Origin of the sequence: Solibacillus merdavium (assembly GCF_014836935.1) — a bacterium.
Lineage (GTDB): Bacteria > Bacillota > Bacilli > Bacillales_A > Planococcaceae > Solibacillus > Solibacillus ferritrahens.
On sequence record NZ_JACSPW010000001.1, the window covers coordinates 568,329 to 592,344 of the forward strand.

The following is a 24,016-nucleotide window of genomic DNA, read 5'->3' on the forward strand; positions in this document are numbered from 1 at the left end:
GTAGAAGAGGATAAAGGTCTTATTACAGTCCGTGAAATCCTTGAGAAACATTGGAAAGGTGAACCGTTTATCGCAGTTACAACAGGTAGTTACTAGGTAATCCGGAAAAAGGGTGATAAATATGGCGGCAGAAGTAGAGGAAATCGTGAAAGTTGGTCGTGAGTACTTTGTTTAATCGATTTTGAAAGCGAAGAACCATCCTTCTATTACAATTCACTTAATGAAAGTTTCGAGCGTAATTTTAGCAATTAATGCGCTTATTGGAGTAGGGAATAATGCGAAGTCAAAGAAAGTGAAGTAAATATCGTTGGTTTGGAGATTGTAAAAGGGACAATGGATGTTCCAAGAGATTTATTAATTGATTCTATTATAGAAACTTTTGATGAACTTGGCTTAATTAAAAATAAAGATAGATAGGTGAAATGTTTTTGATATAGAAAAAAGCTACGGTTGCAACCGTAGCTTGGATTTAGACCAGCCCTTTGATCTGTACAATAATATTATATCAGAGGGGTGTCTATATGAGAATGCAAGATTTGGAAATAAATGTTGAAGGGAGACTTTTGGTTGATATAATGGAGTTAGCTGACAGTTGTGTGATTATTATGTCACAAGGTAAAGCCAAAGTCGCCGAACTCCCTGCATTTGCCGAAACTAAAATAGTTACACATCAAGGGCAGGTGAAAAGAGTTAGATGGGAAGAGGGTGAAGAGTTTTGATAATAAATAAATTTTTATTACTTATTTGTTTGGTTTTACTTATTTGTATATTTATCGCGCAAATTGTACATTATTATTTCGATAGAGAAGAAATAAATTTTAATGAGGATTTACAAAATCAAATAAAAGGATTAAAAAATAAAAAAATAAGTGTAAGTAAATATTGGGAACTAATAACTAAAATCGATGGCTTAAAAGGGAGTTTGAATAATAAATTAGAGAAATTAGATTATTTAAATAACTATCACGAAGAAAAAGAGCTTATATATATGAAAAATATTTTGGAGAAGCAAGTTTCATTCAATATATTTTTACAAACCTTGTCTATTTCATTTTTTATTGCCTTTTTTACAGTTGGGTCTACATTAATTTTTAACTTTACAAATCAAGTAGGTACTGCATTAAATGAATATACTAATGAAACATTGGAAACTTTTAATTCAGATGAGATGGTAGGAGATAAAGAAAAATACTTTGAAAAATTAAATCAAAGTATGGATATTAAAATAGATACTATCAAGAGTATGTTTAACTATGGTTTAATAGGAATATCTATTTTTATTATTATATTTTTAATTTATAAAGCTTACTATGATAATAAAATTTCAAAAGTAAAAGAATATCTTTCTTGGGTTGAATATCTAATCGAAACCAAAAAATGATTTTTGATATATTTTAATATAAAGGCCTACCAGTCATCTGGAGGACAACGATTGATAGCAGTGTACAGCTGCATCTTTTGTTGTCCTCTTTTTTATTGTACGAAATTCAAATTGACATAGCTATTCCATTTCAGAATAAAGGGGTGAATGAATTTGAGAACGATTCAATCAGAATTTAAAAGACAAAGCATTACAAAGCAAAAGAATACAACTTCATGGGTGAAGCAGCCAAAGGAAAAAGAGCAGTTAAGCAAGTGGGAACTTGAAGAATTGATGGTTGTTAGGCGGGACACATACAAACGAGCCGGCAGTGTAATTCGCAGAAGATAAGGAGTGGAATAATGATGGAAATGTTAAAAAATATAGACGGGAAAGCAACGCAAAAAGCAATTGAGAAAGTATTAAGGCAATACCGCACATATCAGTTGACTACACCAGAAGAGTTATTGCCAACGATTACTCCTAAATATACTTTAGAGATGACTTCATTTGATGGAGGTGTGAATTCAAAAGTTGAAAATGCTGCTATTAGAAACGTGGAACATTATAGGCAAGCAGAAAAGTTTTTTACTCGTTTTAATCATGGATTTTATAAGCTAACAAAAAAAGAACGTCAATTGATCATTAACGGGTTCGGTTGATGGGGAGAAAGATTCTAAAAACAATGAAAATGACACTCTGATTAGCATTAAATTTAGACAGTAAATTCTCTATGTAAATGACGATTAAAAACGCTCAAATTATTTCTGAGCGTTTTTTGATGAAATATTATACTCTAATTAAGGTTACTTCTGAAAAATGCAAAGTTACAACTATAAGAATATACACGATTTTATTCAGTAACAACAATGACGCAGCACTATCTGAAACACGCTCAAACTGTTGCTAAAACTACATTTGTAGAAACTTGCATAAGATCGCGTATAAATAATGTTCCATTTAAAACCACAAACGTTGATTTCACAACATTCGTGGCATTTTAGCGTATGCCCAAACTTTGATTTGGGGACGTTATTTTCGTTTTTTTGAGTAATGTATACATGAAGCAGAACTTTCCAATTTTTAAATAATTAAGCTTCGCTAATTCCCATGGCTAATAATAATAGAAAAGCAAAAAATAAAACCGCTAGATTTGCGATTAACCCAATCAATCCAATTAATAATTTGCTAATACGTCCTTTAGACATCCATGAAGATATTACAGCTAGTATAATACCTATAATTGATAAAATGCTATAAATAGTAATTAAAAGGTAAATATCAGCATTGGGTCCTCTTTCTGTATAGAAAAAAATAATACTTACTATCACAGGCAATATAGATAAAATCCCTAAAATTGTCGTTACCTTACTTTTATTCAAAATCAATACCCCTCCCATGCCTATTGTAATTCAATATTCTATAAATACATAGTTATCCCCTTTAAAAACCTTCCCAAAGCGATGTTTGGTCGCTTTGTTTTGCTTAGCGTTGTAAATCCGTATAAATCTATCGGACTCTCATATTCCAGAAAAGATCAATTAAATGAAATAAGTATTGTTGAATTAACGGGAATAGTGCGACAATATATCAATTTCAAATTTATCCCTTGAACCTCAAGTTACTTGAGGGTTTATAATGAACTTATACTTTTGTTGGGAGGAATTTTGATGAATAACAATAACAAGTTTTCCGTTGGGGAGTTTTCAGAAAAAACAGGAATACCTATTCCTACTTTACATTACTATGATGAAATTGGTTTATTACGACCAGAAAAGAATCCTTCTTCAGGGCATCGCATTTACAATTATCAAGATATTATAATATTACAAAAAATTCTAAGTTTAAAATTCCTAGGATATAGTCTGGATGAAATAAAAAATTTATTAAATAAAACAAGCTTTACAGTTGATTTAAATGAAAGCTTGTCTCTCCATTTGCAAGCTTTAGAAAAAGAGAAAATACAAATCGAACAGTCAATGAAATCTATTAATAGAGTAATTAGGTTAATTGAGGAAGAGGGAACAGTGGATAGTAACTTAATACTTAACCTTATTCACAGTATGCGTACTGAACATATACAAAAAGAATGGATGGATCGCCATATGTTAACGGATGTCGTGGATGTCGTGGAAGAGTTAGAAAAGAAATCCGAAGAAGATAATTTCTCTTTAGATAAAACGATTTATCAAGTGTCTAAAGAAGTGAAACAATTATATGGTAAACCCGTAGAGGACCCGAAAGTACAACGAATGATTAAGAACTATGTAGAAGAATATTTTTCATTGCTTAGTGAGGATTTGATGCAAAAATTCGCTGATATGAATATAGAAGGAGAACTTGATTTTCAAGAATTTGAAAATATGACACCTTCTCCTTTTACAGAAGATGAACAAAAATGGTTTGATCAAGCGATAGATTATTATATTCAACAAGAAGAAATAGAATAGATATTAATGAGCTATACTCTAATTATATTCCAACTCCGTTCTTAAAATCGTATTTGAGAACATCTCTGGGCTTGAGATTATAAATAATTAAATTTGATGCCAACCTTATGCAACAATCGGGCGCTTTCCTGGAAAAAAGGAAGACCCTAAAGTGATTTTATAAGGGATTTAAGAGCAATAAGATAAAACAAAAAACCACTGAGATCATTCTTCAGTGGCTTCTTTTTGTTTCTTTGATTCAAGAATTTTACGGTTTTGCTCTATTACTTCTTTATTCTTCTCTATTGTAACCTTGATGTTTTCAAGCATTTCTTTATCTTCATTACTACTAGTTTCAGAATTATCCTTTAGGTGTTCATCTAAGTGGGATGATTTATTATCTTTAATAATCTAAATTCACCTCTCATAATGACTATATTTTTAGTATAAATGATTGAAAGTAACTTTTATATTAAAATTATGTATCATTTTCGGAGTTTTGGTTATTCTACTCGTTTACTGGGTATAGGTTTGCTGTTTTCCGTTATAGGACCATATTGTGAAATAAATTCATTTTATACAATGTTACCAAACGACCATTTTGGGAAGTTAAGTTTGATGGAACTGTCAAAATTGGACTTATGAATGATTTAATATGAGTTTCTTTATGTGAAAATTGGATGAGGGGGATTTAAGTGATTAACGAAGTTTTAATTGGTGAAATAAAAGAAGCTCAAAAATATACGAATTTCGTAATATTAATGCCTACATTACATGAAACGTATAATTTTAAAAATATTACGTTAAAAAAAGAAACAAATAAGCAACGTTCTTCAATTCGTTTTGAAATACATAGTAAAGGAAAAGTCCTTCGCATTAAACAATTTTTTTATGATTGGGCGATACCTGTAATTACAGCGGATACGAATTTAATACAGCAAGGGAAGTCTTTTGAAATAGAAGGTATAGTCGGTTTTATTGGTATCGATTACAAAGGTAATCAAGCTGCTTGTTTTTGTAGATGGTTCACTAATATTGAACTCTCTGTAATAGAGGGTACTTTTGATGAAAAAGAAATTTTAATAATATTAGAAGGTTTAAAAGCAGTTGATAACGATTCAATTCGCACAATAGGTGAACAGTCTTTTACTACCTGTAGTTACACCGCTCGTTATAATAGATCCAAATGGAATACCGATGACGAAGTTTCTCGTGTAGCTTGGTACGAGGCTAACAAGAAAATACAAATTGAAGAAAACCTAGGAATTAAGATACCTAAAAATCATAATGAATTTTTTTTAGACTCAATAGGTTATAAAGAATATGAATCTGATACAGAGTATCATTTTTTATATCGTTCTCAAGAAGACTTTACTAACGGGTTTTGGATATGGATTGCCCCTAGAAAATTCTCAGATCCGCTTCCTCAATTTACAGGTAATAAAATTGGAACTAGGCAGAGTTGGAATATCAAAAAAGTGAGTGGATCTATTTTACACATCCCAGTTAATGAAATTATTTTATGTCGCCAAAATACCAAATATAAAAGCTGGATGGTCCATTGGGAGAAAGATAACTATATTTATCACTTTTATTCTAGAGCTAGTATAAAAAATAATATTCGGGAGTTCCAATTATTTTTTTCGGCATTGTATTCTCAGTAAAGAAATATTCTTAAAAGTAAGTAACGACCCATCCCGCTAAACGATCTTCCAAAATCGGGCGCGATTCTTGAAAAAGAATTGTGCTTTTTCAGTAATAAAGACAGATTGTAGAAGAATGCCTTAGGGGGAATTGTAAAGCTAACCTCTTAAATTAACGGGTTAAATTATTTTTCAATAAAAGAGGAATTTAGGTACAGAAAGCTAATTTATATCTTCAAACTACTTTATAAAATGGGAGTGCTTTAATGAAGAATTTTTTTGAATATAACTGGAATGTAAGAGATGAATGGTTTGAATGGTGTAAGCAATTAACTGCTGAAGAGTTGTTAAAAAAACGCAAAGGTGGAGTAGGAAGCATTTTATATACCCTTTTTCATATTGCTGAAGTGGAATATAGTTGGGTACGTGGTATTCAAGGAAAGGAAGATGTAGTAGTTCGGTTTTCAGATTATAGTTCACTTGAAATGGTTAAGTCTCTTTCGGAATCATTCCAAAAAGAAATAGCAGAATTTTTAAATGTAAATTTAGATGAATTAAAGGGGGAAGTTGTAAGTGTTCCTTGGGATAAAGATACATACACTGTGGATGAAATACTTCACCATATTATTGCACATGAAATCCATCACATTGGTCAACTCTCTGTTTGGTCAAGAGAATTAGAAATCATCCCCGTGCCTGCTAACTTTATTGGAAGGAAGTTTAATTCCATTCATACATATTAAATTAAAGGGTTGAAATATAGCGAATATACGATTAAATTCGGAAGGCAATATGAACTATACTGATAAGTTCACAAATACCGGCATTAATATCCATTATATCGAGACAAATGACCATGTTCCTGACTTATTACCTCTTGTATATATCCCTGGAGCTTTAGGAAATGCAGAACAATTTATTGAAGAAACGAAGTCTTTTTTTCCTAGACATTGTATTTCTTTAAATTTAAGAGGAAGAGGAAAAATTGGAGTTCAAACGTTATTGACTAGTAGTACTATATTGGATGTGAATTATAACGTTAACTCTGCAATTATATCGATGGTTAGTTTATCAATTAACTAATATTAAAATTTCTTTATTGTTAAAGTGGTTAGTAAAGACATAAAAATCAAACTTATATAGTTTTAAAAATAGGATATAGTCTATGTGGCGGAAGGAGAGAGAAATGAAAAAAAAAATAATTATCTTTAATCTCTTATTTTGTATAGTAGTTATTTTTGCTAATTACAATTATTTTAATTCTAAATCTCGAAACGCTATCGTTTATAACTACGTGGAAAACTATATTGAAACTAACTATGGCATTGGTAGAGAAAATTTAAAATCAGATGAAAACAATTATCGAAGAGGAATGGGGTTGTGGGAAATAGAGGTTAAAGATATAGAAACAAAAAATTATTACTTTTTTGAAGTGGATATTAGAGATGACTATTCATTAATTTATATAAGAGATCTTACTGAGATTTATCGTAAAAATCAGGTTGATTAAAGAACGTTTATTGCAACATGCATCAGCAATATTTTAAGGAAATAACAATATATTCTGACTTATAAAGCATTCTTGAGGGAATGCTTTTTTTATATTTAAAATTAGAATGAGAAGATAAATAGATAAATGACCGTAACCCTTATGCATATTTTCTTGTATAAAATTTGCCCACAAATGATTTTCTGCTTTGCCCACAAACTAATAATTTTCTTCTACAGTGTTTTATAATGTACGAACTCCACAAAACATTGATTTATCATTATTCTTATTGAACTAAATTTCCACCTATTATATAGGAACAGAATCCACACTTCTGTTCACCAGTAGGAACGCAATCAAATATGAAGATGTACTAAGAGAAAAGCGTTGGGGCTGTAGGCTCCAACGCTTTTTTTGTTTTACTGACCAATACTCTCTCAAGAATTAAGCGGCACAGTACGCTAACGGAGAGAGAACATGATTAAACACGTCTTTTTTTACAATATAATATGTTTTTTCATCATATGTAACGATTACTTGCCCAGGCTTAACAAATACTTTGGCAGTTTCTAAATTAGCGTATTTAGCACCTAAAATTTTTGAAATGTTCATTTTAAAAACTCCTTTAATGTTTCTATTATTGTTGTTCCCCCAAAAATAGAAGTCTAAAAGTATTTTTAAAAAAATTTAATAACCAAATTATAGGAATAGATAAGTGTAATATCTAAAGATTTTGATTGGGAAACAACAGCTGGTGTTCATTGGTCAAAGGCAAGAAACGATTGGATGTGCGAAGGGCAAACGAGAGGCTTGAATCGTATTTGCTTTTTCTACCTAGGAAGTAGTATAGATGTGCTACGTTAACTTTCCGACATTTGTATAAAAAGTTTTATTAAAATAGAGTCGTAAAAGGCAGGAACGTTAATTTTGAACAAGACTCGTGCCTTTTTGGTGTATTCCCAAAACTTTGATTTAGAAACATTTAAAAACGTAAAAACGTAAAGGCATACAAATGTATTGCTTTTTTACAATACTTTTAAAATATCATATTAATTTGTTTTTGCATTATTAGAAGTACATAGTAAAAGAAAAGATGAAATCATTTACTTTTTTAAAATAATAATATACTATACTTTATACTAAGTACTTTAGTTAAAGTACTTTGACTATTTATATAGGGAGAATTATTTAATGCCATTTAATAAATTTATGAAAAATCAAGGTTTTGGTGCATCTGTATTTATGGGTATCTTTTATGCAGTTGCAATGCTTTTAATTTTTTTACTAGGATATACAGCGCTACCAGGAAATATGGATAAATTAAAGATTGCCATAGTTAACGAGGATGCTGGTAAATCTGGTGCGCAAATCGTCACGCAGTTAGGGGAAAGTTTACCATTTGAGATTCAGTCTAATTTATCTAATGAAAAAGCGTTAAATAAATTAGAAGATAATAAATTAGCATTAGTCATTCACATTCCAGAAAACTTTACGGAAAGTGCTCAGAACGGGGAGTCAGCTCAAATTGACTTCACCGTAAACGAAGCATCTGCTACAATGGTATCATCGTCAATGAGCGCGATTGTAACAGAAATTAATAATCAATTAAGTACAAGCTTTTCAACACAAACTGCTCAAGGGATTTTAATGAATATGAATGTGCCTGAGGAGCAAGCTGCACAATTGGCCCAACAAATTGATCAAGCATATATAGGGAATTATGTCATTACAAATGATATACCAGATGGAATGCACAATAGTATGCTGCCAATGTTTTTAACAATGTCAGCCTATGTAGGGGCAATGATTGCAGCAATGCAGTTAGTTCAAGCTTATAAACAAAGTCGTGGGAAAGCATCTCGCTTTAAATTATTTGGTTATGTTCAAATTTCAGCATTAATTATTGCCGTTGTATCCTCAATTTTTGCAGTAGGTATTTCCTTCTTAATTGCTGATTTAAATAGTGATATTTTATTGCAAGTTTTTGGCCAACAGACTTTAACGTATTTTGTAGCCTTTAACTTCTGCGCAATCTTCACATTCTTAGTGGGTGAAGCGGGTATGATTTTAAACATACCTGTATTATTAACTCAAACGATTGCTAATGGTGCTACAATGCCACGTGAAATGATGGATGGCTACTTTTATGTCGCTTCTTACATCACGCCGATGTATCACGCTGTCCAATCGAATCTTGCAGTGATGTTCGGTTCAACAGCCCAATCACCATTTGTATGGGGCTTAGTGTTAGTGGGATTAGGAGCGCTATTCATTAACTTCTTAATCGTTACATTTCTACACAAAAAAGAGCCAACAGAAAAGCAAATCATTCAATAATACAGAAAGGGCTTCAATCAATGATTGAGGCTCTTTCTTTAGGGGGAGGATATTATGTCGATTCAAATTTACATTTTAAGCATGCTTATGGAGGAAAAAAGCTATCCATATAAATTGAAAAAGCAGCTTTCGGAACCACTTCCATTAGACAAACTTGGGAATTTAACAGAAAGTAAGCTTTATTATCACTTTGATTCTCTTTCAAAGTCCGGCTTAATTGAGCAAGTAGAAGTGATTAAAGAAGAACATCGCCCTGATAAACAAGTATTCGCAATTACAGAGAAAGGAAGAGAGATGTTACCGAAAAAAATTTATAATCTTTTTGAGAAAGGTGAGGACGTTAAGGAATTTGTAATAGGGCTTTTCTTTTTAAGATTTGTTGATAAAGCACGAATAATAAGAATTCTAGAGGGAAAGCTTGAAGAGATTGGCCAAAAGGAAAATCAGTTTAAAATTCTTTGTGAGCGATTAGATGTAAGCGAAGTGTATAAACCGACGATTAATATTACAAATAACTATATGTTGTCTCGTTTGGACATTGAAATCAAAACGATTAAACAAATCCTTGAGCAATTAAGTAAAGAACTAGACTAAAACCTTTTTTAATTATTGGGCGCAATTCTGTAAGCCTAAAGTTAATAAGTGAATTTGATAATGTGCAAAGCATCTTGTAATTTACAGGGTGCTTTTATTTTGTCGTTTTTAGGAAGTGAAAAACATTTCAAATTGATTCAATACTTTAGTACCAGGACTTAAGCTCTGGTGGTTTTTGGTATTGTAAATACCGAATAATTAGATTATTCTAATATAAGATACTTAATTTTCCGAAAAATGAAATATAAAGGGCGGTGTTGCATTCGTGTTACGAGCGTTAAAAGTTGGGTTGTTGATTGAACGTACGAATCGTAAAAACTTGGTGGCGCTATTAGCTGTCGTAGTTGTCGTGTTTGGTATGATGTTTTTCATTAAGGCACAGGAGGTTGGGCAGCAGCTAGATGAAAAGAAGAGTGATTTTTATAATGGTCGCGCAGCACTGTCAAAGTTTCAGGTAAAAGATGCTTCTGAAGATGGGGATGGTAGTGATCTTTTTAAAAATTTGACGAAGCAAAACAGGTCGATTGCCTTACAAATAGCGGCATTAACAATGGATAATTATCAGTTGTATTATGAGGCTTCAATGACTACAGCAGAGCTTCGAAAAGAGGCATTTGATCTGGAGGACTATGAAAAAGTTGCAGATTTATTGCCTACTAAGCTAGAGAATACACTGAACTATATGTATTTTAAACAGATGGTAGATTCCGAGAAACAAACAATCAGTGATTTATCACATTACATACCGTTCCTACTTTATTTCTTCAGTATTGCTGGCTTTGGTTGGTATATTTTTATTAGCTTTTACACGAGCTCAATCTTGTTGGATGACTTTGAACATACGAGTTTAGTGAAAGGTTATCCAGTACGATTTGACCAATACATCCTCTCGAAATGTGTCATTGCGTTTGGATATGTGCTCGCATTTATTGCGCTCATCTTTATGAGTGCGCTTGTAAGTTTGAGAAATGGCTTTGGAGATATAACAGAACCTGTTCGTGTGTTTTTAGGTGAACCGACACTCGTCTCAAGTATTTCCTATATTGGACGTGCTGTACTGTACATGATTGTCATATCAATTTTTATCATGCTACTATCGATTATTTTGAACGTACTCCTTAAAAACATGTATTTAACTTTATTTGTTCACTTTATTTTGTTCTTTTTACCGATTTTATTCCCATCACTGATTAGTCTGTTTCCATATAATCCGTTCAATTTTATGAGCTTTAATGAAATTTTAGCTGGTGTTCCGGTTGATTTAGAAAAGTCAACAACGATTACGATGAATCAAGGGCTTATTGTTATGGTCATTTGTATTGTGTTGATGCTGGTTATTATACAGCGCTTCTTCACTACTGGGAAAATAAATCGAGCGTAAGGGGGGACGGATATGCGGAGATATTTTGTTTTTGAATTGAAGCAATTTTTTACGAGCAAGAAAAATATTGCAGTGTTTGCTTTACTGACATTTGCGGCTCTCTTTTATGCGTTTAAACTTGCGCCGGCTTATGACCCGATAGAAAAGGTAGACTATGATGAAATTGAGGCGAGGTATTTAACTCGTGCGGAATTTTTAGACTCGATGTTTGGTAAAAGTTTATATGGTTATCATGAATCTGTTGGACACGCTGTCAGTATGTTTGGTTTCCTGAATCCTTATGATGAGCGACGTCTACAAGCTCTTGATGAAGGGGACTTACGTAAGTATGCAGATGAAACGAGTGCTTGGTACTATTACACCAATGTCTATACTTACCGTAACGAATTACTCGCATACAATCCACGCTATTATATGGAAGACAGACGATTTGCTGAAGAGGAAGCTTACTATGCCTACTTTGAACAATTTCAGCGTTATGATACATATAAACGTGTATGGTACGATTTAACGATTGAAATTTTAGAACAACGAACGGCACTTCAAACATTAGAACGCTTATTGAAGGGACCTTTACCATACATTCTATTAATTGCCACGCTATTACTGACAATTGATATCGTAACGAAGGATCGTCGTCATCCATCTGTTTTAAAGGGTTTTCCAATTGCAGACTGGAAGCGGCTATTGGTTAAGGTATTTGTTGGATTAATAGGCAGTGTGTTTCTATGGATTCCGATTATCGTTGGTCTGATGATTGTTGGCTTCCAATTTGGCTCTGGGAACCTTGATTTACCAGTTCCTGTTTATGGCTATGAATTGATTGCAAATGAGCAAGGTAAATTTGTCCATATGTCTATGGGGATATTTTTATTCCGCTGCTTCTTATTATTAGCAACTTGGATGGTAGTAATTGTTTCAGCAGTACTATTATGCAGTATTATATTCCGCCAAGAAATGTTTAATTTGTTGGTGGGAGGATTACTTATTTTTGGTGATCGCTTTTACGCAAGTCGTGGTGTCGGCTATTTCTGGAATGTCGAATATTTTCCAATATCTTATGTCCAGGTTGGGAATATTGTATCGAAATATCAAAATTTCTATTTTACAAGTGAAGGATTACACGACATGCTCGGCTTGAAATTATTGTTAGCGAGTGCAGCAATTATCCTTGTTTTAACATTACTTATTTCACTATCGAAGCGCTTTAGATTGATTAAATAGGAGGGGTAACATGATTGATATTCAAAACATAACGGTGCAATTTGGAACACGTACAGTGTTAAATGACATTGAGATAAAGTTTAATCAAGGAGAAATGATCGGCCTTGTTGCACCAAACGGAACAGGGAAATCGACGCTAATGAATGTCATTATGAACTATTTGCAGCCAACAAGAGGAAAAGTATTATTTAACGGTAATTTAAGCTATTCAAGCAAATCAAACGAAGTAAAGATTCATCAGTTCGTGTCCATGATGCCGGACCAAAGCGACTTGTACAACCATTTAAGCGGACGGACACATTTGAAAATGTACGCTGCCATGTGGAAGTCGGATCCAAAGCTAATTGATGAAACAATAGAAGCGTTGAATATGGGGCATTATGTGAATAAAAAAACAGGGACTTACTCCCTCGGAATGCGGCAGAGGTTATGCTTTGCTATGCAAATTGTGGCAAATACGGATATTATGATGATGGATGAAGTAATGAATGGCTTGGATCCGAACAATGTAGAAATTATCTCGAAAATTTTATTGAAGAAAAAAGCAGAGGGGAAAATGATTATCATTGCTTCCCATTTACTCGATAATCTGGAGAAGTATGCAGACCGGATTTTCCTGTTTAATGAAGGCAAGTTGGTCAATACGAATGAGATTATTGAAGGATTTAGTCAGGCAAAGATTAAAACAATCCGTGTGAAAAATATGGATGATTCTGTTAAAGAGCTGCTGAAAACAAAATATCCGTTGATTAAGCAGCAAACGTTGGTTACAGAGATGACTTTACTCCATCTTCCAAGCTCGGAACAGCAACTATTAAGCGATTTAACTGCTTTTTTAGTTGAGAATAATGTAATGGACTTTGCATTTGGTAAGGTAACATTAAATGATTTATACGCTCTGTATTATCATGAAGTTGTATAAAGGAAAAGCCTTCGTCATTTCAATTTGACGAAGGCTTTTTTGAAGTTGAAAATCGTGTTCAAAATATTAATTGGATATCTAATTATCCGCTATTTAAATCGAACATATTTCCGTAGCATTTTGGTCATTTTATTAATGAAGGGGATGGTGTACATGTAATGGTGGAGGGATTAGCCAGCCTTTTTCTTTATTTAGGCGTAATAGCTTAGCTCCAAGCTGTGCTTTAGCTGTATGGAATTGAGCATACAATAAGCCAATATCTTCTCTAATCGCCATACCCATAACTTGACTGCAGCTTACTAAACCTGCAGCGACATCCATAGATAAGGCTGCACTAATTTCCGGATCGTTAAATCTTGCGCCTGGTGGAATATTTTCGATTCGTGCTTCAGGACGTTCCGGTGGTGCAGGAGGAAGGGCAACACCATTTGTTTTAAGTATTTTTTCCAATTGCTTCACTTCATCTCGTGCACATTGAATAAAATCCTCGATAATTTTTTTCAAGTCCTGGTCACCGGCGTGATTATAGAATGTTTGATATCCTGCAATCATTCCGTAACCGGTAGCTAAATTTGTCCAAATACTAAAAACCTCACCATAATGTAAAGGTTCATCTTTTGGATTGCCAGTAAATATACCCACAATTACACTTCCTTTCAGAATTAGGTGAATCACATACAACGGTAGTATGAGACAATTAAAGAAATTTAATTCATATGTAATTAAAGAAGTGCCCAAGAAGTATCAAAAGTCATTAAAAAAAGCCAGCTCGCATAGGCGGGAGCTGGCGTACATAAATAATTATTTTTTAAATTAATTGTTGCATCGAATTTTACTTAGACGATATGTAAAAACCAACTTTTTTTAAGCTGGCACTCCGTGAACTCTTTTGTATATTTCTTTCTCGATTATATCTTTTGGCTGCTTTAAAGCAAGTTCCAATACATCCAAAATAATTATTGAAATTTGTTGTAAAATTTGTGAATCTTGGGAAGTTATTTTTTTTTCATTTTTTTGTAATTCAATATCTTTACGTAGGAGCGTGTTCATTAATTGGGCAGCTTCAAGATGATTACTCGTATTTAAAATTATTGCGTGGTTTCTTTGACGATTCGTATTACGGTCATTCCATTGGGTAGGTTCATTCGAAAAACAATTCATAATTTGCACTGCTTCACTATGGCTTAAAAGTTTTTCGAGTTGTGAGTTACTGCTTTCGACAGGATGATATAAAGTGACGCCTGGTTTAATTTTTGATTTCATAACATAGTAAAGCATAGGTTTTCCTGTGAAATTTTGTTCCATAATGCCGTCGATCCGACAAATACCATGCGATTTATAATTAGTTAAGTCACCAATTTTATACATTCATACGCCTCCAAAGATAGTTATAATTTCAATTCTATAGTAAATAACCGTTTAAGTCAACTTAGTTGACTTAAACGCTCAGTGTTGTGACTTGAATAAATGTTTTTCCTTTAGTATGATGCTTCATGGTATTTAATAAATAGGTAGATAGAAAGAAGGATATTTGAATGATTGATTTTATTGAATTATTATATCGACAACATAAACAGTTACGCCAACGGGCAGAAATAATGTGGATTGAAAACAATGAACTTCATTTAACAAGCTCGGAATGGTTTGTGCTTAAAAATATACATGAAGGTTATGTAACAGTACCTGAGTTAGTGAAACAGTTGGATATTTCTAAACAGGGGGTTCATAAATTCATAATTTCTCTTCAAGATAAGGGATTAATCACTACCGAATTAAAAAAAGAATCGAAAGTTCAGAAAGTCTCTCATTTAACGGTAGAAGGAATAGATATAATTAATAAGAGCAAAAAGATGGAGTTGGAAATAGAAGAGATGGTAAGGGGAACTATAGGGGATAAGGAATATGAAATGCTGTTGGAGATGCTTAAAAAGCCTCTCGTGAAAAATTAAAATCTATCGCCATTTACAATAAGGAAGTAGTATACCTCACTTAAAAGGAGAGATATACGATTTTGATTTTTTCGTTTTAATTTATTATGTATATTCGATTTTGTTGACCTGGATTATGGAATGATCATACCAAGTAGAATTGTTTACGAATAGAAAGAATTAATTGAAAAAAATTATTAAAAGAAAATGAATTAAAACTTTGTAATAGACAGATGAGTTTTTTTGTTGTATAGTTAGTGTAATGAGATTGGTTACAAGACAATAATAAATTCACCTATTACAAAGAGTATTAGTGTTTTATTTTGTGCTTTTTGTAATATGTGAATTTTTTTCTTTGGAAGAATTGCGATCTTATTAAATTTAATTAAATGGAGGTCATTTATATGACACAAGGTACAGTAAAATGGTTTAACGCAGAAAAAGGTTTCGGCTTTATCGAAGTTGAAGGCGGTTCTGACGTATTCGCTCACTTCTCAGCTATTCAAGGTGAAGGTTTCAAATCACTTGAAGAAGGTCAAAAAGTTGAGTTTTCAGTTGAAGACGGTCAACGTGGCCCACAAGCTACAAACATCGTAAAACTTTAATTTTAATGATGTAACCATAGAAGAGCTATCCTATATTAGGATGGCTCTTTTTTTGTTTGTAAACCGATACAAATAAAAGAAGACAAACCCTTGGAAAAGAGTTTGTCTTTATTCTAGCCTTTTCAGCTGTATATTTCAGTGTTTAACCAAGCAGTTTATGTTTTACTACTTCGTATGCCTGACAAATATTTACGTATGCATCTTTATGCTCAGCAATCATTTCAACTGCAATTTCATATAAATCGGAAGTATCTGTAGTGACTAAATCGTTTAATACGGTTGCTTCCATTTTTTCAACAAATGTTAAAATTTCTGTATTCATATATTTCATCTCCGAATCGGTGTTTGTTGTTACTCTAAATATACAGTAAGTAGATGTCTGACCTCAAAGGAAATGATTAAAAAATGCGGGGATTTGTTAATAATTTGACGATAAAATGAACTTAAACAATATTAGCTCTTTGAAAGCGTTTTTCTAAAAATAATCAAAATATTACAAATGAAAAGTCTGCTTCAAAAAATTATTTGAAACAGACTTTTCATTAATTTATATTTTTACTACATCGGAGAACACTGCCTCAACCCCCAGGGCCTCCATTTGACTGGCCATTTTTTCATCGTTGACTGTATAGGCTCTTACAATAACACCGTTTTTAATAGCTCGCTGTATAATTGATCGCATGCCATAGTAGTAGGGGATATGGATGGCATCACTCTTGAAGTTCTTCACATATTCCTCCAGATTAACTACAAGCGACGCAAATAACAGCGCGGTTTTAACATTAGGCATAATTTGCTGGAAGCGTGCGATGCTTTCATGGTTAAAGGAAGAAATAATGACACGCTTTTCTAAATCAAAAGCATGAATCTCGTTTGCGATAAGTGCCTCAATACCTGGATATTCAAAAATATCTGATTTTATCTCAATATTAATAATGTGATGTGTAGGCTTGAATATATTTAAAACTTCAGTAAGGGTAGGGATTGTTTGTCCTGCAAATTCAGAAGCAAACGAAGCGCCAAAATCAAAAGCACGAAGTTCCTGCAATGTCATATCCTTTACAAAGCCTTTGCCGTTTGACGTACGATTAATTTTTTCATCATGAATGACAACTAATTGATTGTCTTTAGTTAAATGAACGTCAAACTCCACACCCCAAACATCTAACTTTGCCGCTTCTTGAAAAGCGATTATTGTATTTTCAGGATAGTTTGCACTGAATCCGCGATGGGCAATAATATTCATGTATTTACCTACTTTCCTATTTTTCGCAAGCGATGCCATCTTTATCACGGTCACTTTTGCTGTTTAATTTATATAATTCAGCAGAGACGAACGGTTGGTGCTTCGTTTTACCGCCTTTATTCTTAACATTTGCCGCTTTTGCCACGCCGCCTTTATAAACAGCATTAAGATCCGTACAATTTTTGTATTCAACTAACTTTATTTTGCCCTTCGTACTAGCTTCGACTTCAATTGTTGAAATAGAAAGAGATCCGATAAGTGTGGCACTTAGTAAAATGGATAAAATATATTTTTTCATAGTAAATTCCTCCTGAAAAATCCTTTTCCAATATTTTACCAAATAAATAAGCGAATTCACAAGGGAGGCTGTGAATTCGCTTATGTCTAACCCATAATATGATAACCGCTATCGATATAAATCGTTTCGCCTGTCACGCCCCGAGATAGCTTGCTTAACATAACGATTGTCATATCAGCAACTTCTTCTTGGTTCGTGTTGCGTTTTAACGGAGCTGTTTCTTCGATTTTGTGTAAAATTTGATTGAAGCTAGGTACACCTTTTGCTGCTAATGTCCGAATGGCACCAGCTGAAATGGCATTTACACGGATATTATCCGCACCAACATCTGCTGCTAAGTAGCGCATAGAAGCTTCAAGTGCAGCTTTTGCCACGCCCATCACATTATAACCATCAAGAACACGCTCGGCACCTAAATAAGTCATTGTCACAACAGATCCGCCTTCCGTCATGTAAGGCTTTGCTGCTTTTGTTACGGCGATTAAAGAGTATGCACTCGTATCCTGTGCAAAAGCATATCCTTCACGTGTTGTTTCAACAAAACGGTTATGCAAATCTTCTGCATGTGCAAAAGCAACTGAATGGACGATTCCGTGAATGACTTTATATTGTTCCCCAATTAGAGTGAATGCCTTTTCGATGCTCTCATCACTATTTACATCACATTCAAAAACAGCTGTATTGTGATCCTCATAACCTACTAAAAGTTTTTCGATTTTCCCTTTTGAACGCTCTTTGCGATATGTAAAAATGACATTAGCGCCTACTTCAAAAAGCTTTTTCGCGATCCCCCAGGCAATACTTCGCTCATTGGCAACGCCCATTACGACTATATTCTTCCCTGTTAATTGCATTAAATCCATAACGACACCCCTACAATAGTTAGTTATTATTAGTACCTACTACTAATAATAACTATAACATCTCTAATCATGATCCGCAATATGAAAAAAGAAAAATAAAAAGTGACCCTTTAATAAAAAATTAAAGAATCACTTTCATTGACTTACGTTTTATTCAAATTTTAAAGAATCGCCATCAAACGTTTCGTCAGCCACTTTAATAGAATCTGTTGGGCAGCCTTCAAATGCATCTTGCATGTCTTCTAGTAGATCCTCTGGAACTTCGGCAGTCCCCATGTTATCATCTAAAATAACGAAAGCGATACCTTCATCATCATAGTCATAAATATCTGGTGCAGCAGCGCCACAAGCGCCACAAGCAATACATGTATCTTTATCTACGATTGTATATTTTGGCATTGTTACCTCTCCTTTATCCGTTCGTTTCCATAAAGCTCTTATTTATTCTAAATGTGTTTTCAGTACTTTTCAACCTAATACTACGAAAATGAGGGATTTGATATGCTAATCCAACAAATTCTTTTGAAAATATTATATACATTCCAACAAGAAAGAACAGTTTCTGCTGCTTTTCATCTTTTAAAAGGCAAGAGGTCAGGGCAGACCATTCATGATGTAGGGCTATATAATTTATACCCTTTTTTTGGTCTGCTACCAAAACTTACACGTCAAAAATTCGATGAGCAGATTGATTTGTTGTTTGCTAAAAATGCTATTTTAATTGAAGAGAATGGTTATTATAGTATCACGGAATATGGAAAACAACTTGCTGCACAATCATTACCCATCTCTTTTGATAGTTGGCATTACCGTGGGAATGAACATTTGTTTTTTAGTCGGGTATCACTTATTGTGCAAAGTTTATCTCATCAGCTACACCAAAAAAACACGTTTATTCCCATCGAAAGGAATGAACAAATACAGCAATGGGTCCGTCAGTTTTTACTGCGCCATCAATACCAAAAGCAATTGCTGCAGCAGGCATTGCATAGTGAAATATCAGTAAGCCTGTCGATGCTTACAATAGAAGAAAAGATAAAAGATTTAATAATCTATCGATTATCAGGCTATAACGAACCTGGTTTTACATGGCAACAGCTGGCATTTGGTTATGAAATGCATGAAATGGATGTACAGCTTCTTTATATAAGCGGACTACATGCATGGCTAAATGAACTGTCTCATAAATCAGCTCAATATCCATTATTACATGATATAATGCAAAACATTCGTGTTGAAGTTCTGTTGACTTCTTCAGCCAATGCAACTGCAAAGCTTTACAAGGTTGGAAGAACCATTGAGGAGATTAGCCAAATTCGCCGTTTGAAAATCAATACGATTGAAGATCATATTGTTGAAATGGCAATGAATGAAACAAATTTTTCCATCGAGCCATTTATAACGATAGAAGAACAGCAGCAAGTTTTAGCGGCAGTCGAAGATTATGGAACGAAACGTTTAAAAACATTGAAGGAAATATTACCACATTTAAGTTATTTTCAATTGAGGCTAACATTGGCGAAAGGAGCTATTACAACATGAATTTACAAGGCGCATTAAAGCAATATTTTGGATATGATACATTTCGGTCGGGGCAGGAAGAAATTATCGGAAATATTTTAAAGGGAAAAGATGTTGTCGCCATTTTGCCAACTGGAATGGGGAAGTCACTTTGCTATCAATTGCCAGGGTATTTATTTCAAAAACCTGTTTTAATTGTGTCGCCGCTTTTATCACTTATGCAGGACCAAGTTGACCAATTGAAACAACGGGGGGAAAAACGGGTTGTCGCCCTTAATTCTTTCTTAACAATGGAACAAAAAAAATATGCACTTCATTTTCTGCAGGAGTATCGATTTATTTTTGTCTCTCCGGAAATGTTGCTGCAACCTCAGGTAAAGGCACGTATCCAGGAGATGGAGCTGTCACTGATTGTGGCGGATGAAGCACATTGCATTTCACAATGGGGCTTTGATTTCCGTCCAGACTATTTGCGTATTGGAGAAGTACTTCCCGAATCGAACCGACCGCCAATACTTGCACTATCTGCAACGGCTACTGATTCAGTGCTAAGAGACATTAAATCGTATTTAAATATGGATGAGCCTTTTCAATATATGCACACTGTAAATAGAGAAAACATTCATTTAGTGAAAAAAGCTTTTATGAATAGAGAAGAAAAGATTGAGTGGATTATTGAACATGTGAAAAATACAGCGGGACCAGGAATCATTTATACACAATCCAGGGCGAAAGCCGAAGCAATTAGTTTGCAGCTTATCCAGCAGAATGTTGCCGCCGCTGCTTACCATGCCGGAAAGGAAACACAGGATCGCCAATTTATCCAACAGCAGTTTTTAGCAGGGAAACTAGAGTGGATTGTTGCAACAAATGCATTTGGAATGGGTATCCATAAAGAGAATGTACGACAGGTAATTCATGAAACAATGCCTGCTACTTTGTCCAATTACATGCAAGAAATTGGTCGAGCAGGACGAGATGGAAATTCCGCTGTTGCCTTTTTGCTGTATTGTGATGGAGATGAGCAATTTGCTAAATTTATCGCCACGGAAGATCTGCCAAAAGAAGTGCATATTGATCGATTTATGCAAACCGTTGCTGCAGGTGAACACCCAGAATCTCTATATACAAAAGGGGAGCTGTCGGAAGTTGTGTTTCGAGTTTTAAGTTATTGGTTAGCGCGGGAATCTGCAGAAAAAGTAAAAAGTAGAATGCTTGATTTACAACTGAAAAAGTTTGAAGAAGTGGAGCTTGTTTTAAATCTCATTTCACACCAGGAATGTATGCGAAGACAAGTAGTTCGTTACTTTGGACAAGAATTATTGGAGCAACAGGAAAATTGCTGTACAAACTGTGGAATAGAACTCTCTAATCTTGTTCAAAAGAGAGATGCATCTAAAACAACAGTGAAAATGACAAATTGGCAACAGCGCTTAGACAAATTACTAGCACGAAACTTGTAATATACTCATGAACCGTTGCCTTTTTTGGAGAAATTCGTCATAATAAAGTTATATTTTTAGTAGTTGGAGGGGTGCAGAACATGGCAAAAGAAGATTACCGAGAGAAGGTAGAAGAGCATCGCCAAGAGATTGACCTACATAACGAGTCAGGTTCAAAAGCGTCGCGTGTTAGCAGACACGGAAAAAAGAGTGCCAAAAAACCATCAAACCCAATGATGACAGTCTTAACGGTTGTCTTAATTTTTATTCCTTTAACAATTTTAGGGTACGTATGGCTTCTATATGAACCAAGCACATCTGCAAAAGAAGGCGCAAGTGGCGGTGGGCAGGAAAATTTAGTAGAAATTCAAAAGCAAAATCCGCAAACTCCTGCCTCTATTAGCAGCGATGATGATAAAGAAGAAACAGACACTGAAAAAGCATCTGAAAATGCCAAAGTCGATGATGAAAAGGCAGAAAAAGAGAGCTTAGCAGCGGAAGAAGCAAAAAAGGCAGAAGAAAAATTAGCTAAGGCAAAAGCAGAAAAAGATACTGCAGAAGCCAAAAAAGCCGAAGAAGCGCAAAAAGTTGCTGCTGCAAAAGCAAAAGAGCTTGAGGAAAAGAAAAAAGCACAAGAAGCAGCTAAAGCTGAGCAAAAAACACATACAGTTTCTTCATCGGACAACTTATATCGAATTGCGTTAAAGTACTACGGTAACGGTAGCCCTGCATATATTGAAAAAATAAAAGCTGCCAACAATTTATCATCTGATAGTATTTCAGCTGGGCAAGTTTTAGTAATAGTTCCATAAGAGCAGTAAAACATTTCGTATATCGATATGTAAAAAGACGATCCGTTTTGGCGCTCGTCTTTTTATTTGTTAAGAAAACGTTGAAAATGGATAATGTATAAACAGTATTTGCTTTTATATTGGAGGATGGCGCATGGTTTTTATTGGTATAATCGGGAGTATTTGTATTGTATTGCTGCTTTTTATGTATATGCAGGCACATGAAAATAACCTTCGTATGCATGAAGTACATACAATCGGTAAACAACAGGAGAAGGTTCATATATTTTTTATTTCCGATACACATGCTCGCAAAATTGATGACACGATGATTACATCGATAAACAAAAGAGTAAGTGCTGTCATAATTGGCGGAGACTTTGTAGATCGCCGTACAACTGAAGAAACTTTGCTTCATAATATAAGACTCATCAAGCAACTCGGGCCAACCTATTTTATATGGGGGAATAATGATGTAGAATTTGGGGAACATAAGCTTCGCCAAATATTAGCAAAGCACGAAATTAGTATACTTGAAAATGAATCAATAAAACTGGAAAACGAAAATGAGTTAACGATCAGCGCGGTTTCCTATCGACCAGGAGAAGGAAATATTCAACGTGCGATTGAACAGTGTGAGGAATCGCAGACAGTATTTATTGCTCACAACCCAGAGTTATTTAAAAAAATCCATCATAAATTCCAACCAATACTTAGTATTGCTGGACATTTGCACGGAGGCCAAATTCGGTTGGGAAAATTGGGATTCCAACCGCATGGATATTTCAAAAAGATTCGTAACCGCTATGAACTAGTAAGCAACGGCTATGGTACTACTCTATTACCATTGCGATTCGGTGCAAAGCCTGAGTGCCATTTAATAGAAATAAATTTCAAAGAGAAGTCCTCGTAAAATAAGAAAGAGCAATATAATAAGGTTATTGTATTTGATTAAGGAGCTGTTACTATGCAAAAGGTAGATGCAATCATTGTCGGTGGAGGTCCATGTGGATTATCAGCAGCGATTGAACTACAAAATATCGGACTGTCACCACTTGTAATTGAAAAGGGAAATATCGTCAATGCAATATACAACTATCCGACACATCAAACATTTTTCAGTACAAGCGAGAAGTTAGCTATTGGCGATGTGCCATTTATTATTGAAGAACGAAAGCCAAAGCGTAATCAGGCACTAGTCTATTATCGTGAAGTGGTGAAAGCTAAAAAAATTCAAGTCAATCGATTTGAAATGGTGAAAAGTGTAGAAAAAACAAATGATTTTTTTACCGTACAAACAGATAAAGATATTTATGAAACACCTTATGTAGTTATTGCTACAGGATATTATGATCATCCGAACTATTTAAATATTCCGGGTGAGGACTTGCCGAAAGTTCATCATTATTTTAAAGAAGGTCATCCTTTTTTTGATTTAAAGGTTCTCGTTATTGGAGGCAAAAATTCAGCGATCGATGCTGCGCTGGAGCTTAACAAAGCAGGGGCACATGTAACGGTCATTTATAGAGGCAATGATTATTCACCAAGCATTAAGCCATGGGTACTACCGGAATTTTTGGGGCTTGTTCGCGAAGGTGAAATTACGATGCATTTTAATACAGAAGTAAAGGAAATCCGTGAGACAGAAGTAATTTTAGATATAGAAGGAGTTACCGAAACAGTAGGCAACGATATTGTCTTTGCAATGACTGGCTATCATCCGGACCACCGATTTATTCGTGCAATGGGTGTTCATATTGATAATGAAACAGGCAGACCTTCTTTTAATCCCGAAACGATGGAAACGAATATCGAAAATTTGTTCATTGCCGGAGTTATAGCAGCAGGCAATAATGCAAATGAGATTTTTATTGAAAATGGTCGCTTCCATGGAGGGTTAATCGCAAAAAATATTGCACACGAAAAATTACATAAGGGGTGAA

Annotated in this window: 30 protein-coding genes; 21 read left to right on the top strand and 9 right to left on the bottom strand. The window is 34.1% G+C overall.

The genetic code is table 11. The features are described from left to right. Positions 1 to 521: 521 nt before the first annotated feature. From H9632_RS02690 to H9632_RS02705, 4 genes are all read left to right on the top strand, one after another. Entirely contained in the window at positions 522 to 719 is a 198-nt protein-coding gene (locus tag H9632_RS02690; RefSeq protein WP_191702571.1) for an XtrA/YqaO family protein, read from the top strand. Then, complete coding sequence (locus tag H9632_RS02695; protein WP_191702572.1) at positions 716 to 1,381, top strand: hypothetical protein; 666 nt, start codon at positions 716 to 718, stop codon at positions 1,379 to 1,381. Before H9632_RS02690 ends, H9632_RS02695 begins: the two co-directional genes overlap by 4 nt. 153 nt (positions 1,382 to 1,534) lie before the next feature. After that, positions 1,535 to 1,711: a hypothetical protein gene (locus tag H9632_RS02700; protein WP_191702573.1), complete on the top strand. Its 177-nt coding sequence runs from the start codon at positions 1,535 to 1,537 to the stop codon at positions 1,709 to 1,711. Positions 1,712 to 1,722: 11 nt separating this feature from the next. After that, positions 1,723 to 2,022 carry an ArpU family phage packaging/lysis transcriptional regulator gene (locus H9632_RS02705; protein ID WP_191702574.1) on the top strand — a complete coding sequence of 100 codons (300 nt, stop codon included), beginning with the start codon at positions 1,723 to 1,725 and terminating at the stop codon, positions 2,020 to 2,022. Positions 2,023 to 2,451: 429 nt separating this feature from the next. On the opposite strand, the gene H9632_RS02710 is transcribed toward H9632_RS02705, so the two are convergent. Next, positions 2,452 to 2,742: a hypothetical protein gene (locus H9632_RS02710; protein ID WP_225223625.1), complete on the bottom strand. Its 291-nt coding sequence runs from the start codon at positions 2,740 to 2,742 to the stop codon at positions 2,452 to 2,454. Between the two features lie 288 nt (positions 2,743 to 3,030). Here H9632_RS02710 and H9632_RS02715 point away from each other — a divergent pair, with 288 nt between their 5' ends. The 5 genes from H9632_RS02715 (at position 3,031) to H9632_RS02735 (ending at position 6,942) form a co-directional block, all read left to right on the top strand. Next, a complete protein-coding gene (locus H9632_RS02715) occupies positions 3,031 to 3,810 on the top strand; it encodes a MerR family transcriptional regulator (RefSeq protein ID WP_191702575.1) in 780 nt (259 codons plus the stop codon). Between the two features lie 674 nt (positions 3,811 to 4,484). Beyond that, the gene (locus H9632_RS02720; RefSeq protein ID WP_191702576.1) at positions 4,485 to 5,453 is read left to right on the top strand and encodes a hypothetical protein; all 969 of its coding nucleotides are present in this window, start codon (positions 4,485 to 4,487) and stop codon (positions 5,451 to 5,453) included. Positions 5,454 to 5,698: 245 nt separating this feature from the next. Beyond that, a complete protein-coding gene (locus H9632_RS02725) occupies positions 5,699 to 6,175 on the top strand; it encodes a DinB family protein (RefSeq protein ID WP_191702577.1) in 477 nt (158 codons plus the stop codon). Between the two features lie 49 nt (positions 6,176 to 6,224). After that, complete coding sequence (locus H9632_RS02730; protein ID WP_191702578.1) at positions 6,225 to 6,515, top strand: alpha/beta fold hydrolase; 291 nt, start codon at positions 6,225 to 6,227, stop codon at positions 6,513 to 6,515. Positions 6,516 to 6,618: 103 nt separating this feature from the next. Continuing rightward, positions 6,619 to 6,942, top strand: a complete 324-nt coding sequence (locus H9632_RS02735) for a histidine kinase (protein ID WP_225223626.1) — start codon at positions 6,619 to 6,621, stop codon at positions 6,940 to 6,942. A gap of 423 nt (positions 6,943 to 7,365) precedes the next feature. Here the strand turns inward: H9632_RS02735 and H9632_RS02740 are convergent, their stop codons facing one another. Further along, the gene (locus tag H9632_RS02740) at positions 7,366 to 7,533 is read right to left on the bottom strand and encodes a hypothetical protein (protein ID WP_191702579.1); all 168 of its coding nucleotides are present in this window, start codon (positions 7,531 to 7,533) and stop codon (positions 7,366 to 7,368) included. A 579-nt stretch (positions 7,534 to 8,112) separates the two neighbouring features. On the opposite strand from H9632_RS02740, the gene H9632_RS02745 reads away from it, so the two are divergent. The 5 genes from H9632_RS02745 (at position 8,113) to H9632_RS02765 (ending at position 13,379) form a co-directional block, all read left to right on the top strand. Beyond that, the gene (locus H9632_RS02745; protein ID WP_191702580.1) at positions 8,113 to 9,258 is read left to right on the top strand and encodes a YhgE/Pip domain-containing protein; all 1,146 of its coding nucleotides are present in this window, start codon (positions 8,113 to 8,115) and stop codon (positions 9,256 to 9,258) included. A gap of 54 nt (positions 9,259 to 9,312) precedes the next feature. Then, the gene (locus H9632_RS02750) at positions 9,313 to 9,852 is read left to right on the top strand and encodes a PadR family transcriptional regulator (RefSeq protein WP_191702581.1); all 540 of its coding nucleotides are present in this window, start codon (positions 9,313 to 9,315) and stop codon (positions 9,850 to 9,852) included. 265 nt (positions 9,853 to 10,117) lie between these two features. Beyond that, complete coding sequence (locus tag H9632_RS02755) at positions 10,118 to 11,233, top strand: ABC transporter (protein ID WP_191702582.1); 1,116 nt, start codon at positions 10,118 to 10,120, stop codon at positions 11,231 to 11,233. 12 nt (positions 11,234 to 11,245) lie between these two features. Further along, positions 11,246 to 12,457: an ABC transporter permease gene (locus tag H9632_RS02760; protein WP_191702583.1), complete on the top strand. Its 1,212-nt coding sequence runs from the start codon at positions 11,246 to 11,248 to the stop codon at positions 12,455 to 12,457. A gap of 10 nt (positions 12,458 to 12,467) precedes the next feature. Next, complete coding sequence (locus H9632_RS02765; protein ID WP_191702584.1) at positions 12,468 to 13,379, top strand: ABC transporter ATP-binding protein; 912 nt, start codon at positions 12,468 to 12,470, stop codon at positions 13,377 to 13,379. Positions 13,380 to 13,511: 132 nt separating this feature from the next. Here the strand turns inward: H9632_RS02765 and H9632_RS02770 are convergent, their stop codons facing one another. Both H9632_RS02770 and H9632_RS02775 read right to left on the bottom strand, forming a co-directional pair. Further along, complete coding sequence (locus H9632_RS02770) at positions 13,512 to 14,021, bottom strand: DUF3231 family protein (RefSeq protein ID WP_191702585.1); 510 nt, start codon at positions 14,019 to 14,021, stop codon at positions 13,512 to 13,514. 222 nt (positions 14,022 to 14,243) lie between these two features. Beyond that, positions 14,244 to 14,747: a CarD family transcriptional regulator gene (locus tag H9632_RS02775; RefSeq protein ID WP_191702586.1), complete on the bottom strand. Its 504-nt coding sequence runs from the start codon at positions 14,745 to 14,747 to the stop codon at positions 14,244 to 14,246. 167 nt (positions 14,748 to 14,914) lie between these two features. On the opposite strand from H9632_RS02775, the gene H9632_RS02780 reads away from it, so the two are divergent. Together H9632_RS02780 and H9632_RS02785 are read left to right on the top strand one after the other, a co-directional pair. After that, positions 14,915 to 15,328 carry a MarR family winged helix-turn-helix transcriptional regulator gene (locus H9632_RS02780; protein WP_191702587.1) on the top strand — a complete coding sequence of 138 codons (414 nt, stop codon included), beginning with the start codon at positions 14,915 to 14,917 and terminating at the stop codon, positions 15,326 to 15,328. Positions 15,329 to 15,711: 383 nt separating this feature from the next. Next, entirely contained in the window at positions 15,712 to 15,912 is a 201-nt protein-coding gene (locus tag H9632_RS02785; RefSeq protein ID WP_191698200.1) for a cold-shock protein, read from the top strand. A 142-nt stretch (positions 15,913 to 16,054) separates the two neighbouring features. On the opposite strand, the gene H9632_RS02790 is transcribed toward H9632_RS02785, so the two are convergent. The 5 genes from H9632_RS02790 to H9632_RS02810 form a co-directional block, all read right to left on the bottom strand. Beyond that, positions 16,055 to 16,234 (bottom strand): hypothetical protein, encoded by a 180-nt coding sequence (locus tag H9632_RS02790; protein WP_191702588.1) that lies wholly within the window; start codon positions 16,232 to 16,234, stop codon positions 16,055 to 16,057. Positions 16,235 to 16,459: 225 nt separating this feature from the next. Then, complete coding sequence (locus tag H9632_RS02795) at positions 16,460 to 17,158, bottom strand: glycerophosphodiester phosphodiesterase (RefSeq protein WP_191702589.1); 699 nt, start codon at positions 17,156 to 17,158, stop codon at positions 16,460 to 16,462. Between the two features lie 16 nt (positions 17,159 to 17,174). Next, a complete protein-coding gene (locus H9632_RS02800) occupies positions 17,175 to 17,456 on the bottom strand; it encodes an excalibur calcium-binding domain-containing protein (protein WP_191702590.1) in 282 nt (93 codons plus the stop codon). A gap of 86 nt (positions 17,457 to 17,542) precedes the next feature. Next, positions 17,543 to 18,319, bottom strand: a complete 777-nt coding sequence (locus H9632_RS02805) for an enoyl-ACP reductase FabI (protein WP_191702591.1) — start codon at positions 18,317 to 18,319, stop codon at positions 17,543 to 17,545. A 150-nt stretch (positions 18,320 to 18,469) separates the two neighbouring features. Continuing rightward, positions 18,470 to 18,718, bottom strand: a complete 249-nt coding sequence (locus H9632_RS02810; RefSeq protein ID WP_008404945.1) for a ferredoxin — start codon at positions 18,716 to 18,718, stop codon at positions 18,470 to 18,472. Positions 18,719 to 18,820: 102 nt separating this feature from the next. On the opposite strand from H9632_RS02810, the gene H9632_RS02815 reads away from it, so the two are divergent. The 5 genes from H9632_RS02815 to H9632_RS02835 all read left to right on the top strand — a co-directional run bounded on the left by H9632_RS02815 (position 18,821) and on the right by H9632_RS02835 (position 24,015). Continuing rightward, complete coding sequence (locus H9632_RS02815; protein WP_191702592.1) at positions 18,821 to 19,861, top strand: helix-turn-helix domain-containing protein; 1,041 nt, start codon at positions 18,821 to 18,823, stop codon at positions 19,859 to 19,861. Then, entirely contained in the window at positions 19,858 to 21,303 is a 1,446-nt protein-coding gene (locus tag H9632_RS02820; protein WP_191702593.1) for a RecQ family ATP-dependent DNA helicase, read from the top strand. The genes H9632_RS02815 and H9632_RS02820 overlap by 4 nt, the downstream gene beginning before the upstream one ends. An 80-nt stretch (positions 21,304 to 21,383) precedes the next feature. Continuing rightward, positions 21,384 to 22,094: a LysM peptidoglycan-binding domain-containing protein gene (locus tag H9632_RS02825; RefSeq protein ID WP_191702594.1), complete on the top strand. Its 711-nt coding sequence runs from the start codon at positions 21,384 to 21,386 to the stop codon at positions 22,092 to 22,094. A 133-nt stretch (positions 22,095 to 22,227) separates the two neighbouring features. Then, positions 22,228 to 22,986, top strand: a complete 759-nt coding sequence (locus H9632_RS02830) for a metallophosphoesterase (RefSeq protein ID WP_191702595.1) — start codon at positions 22,228 to 22,230, stop codon at positions 22,984 to 22,986. Between the two features lie 54 nt (positions 22,987 to 23,040). After that, positions 23,041 to 24,015: a YpdA family putative bacillithiol disulfide reductase gene (locus H9632_RS02835; RefSeq protein WP_191702596.1), complete on the top strand. Its 975-nt coding sequence runs from the start codon at positions 23,041 to 23,043 to the stop codon at positions 24,013 to 24,015. Position 24,016 lies beyond the last annotated feature (1 nt).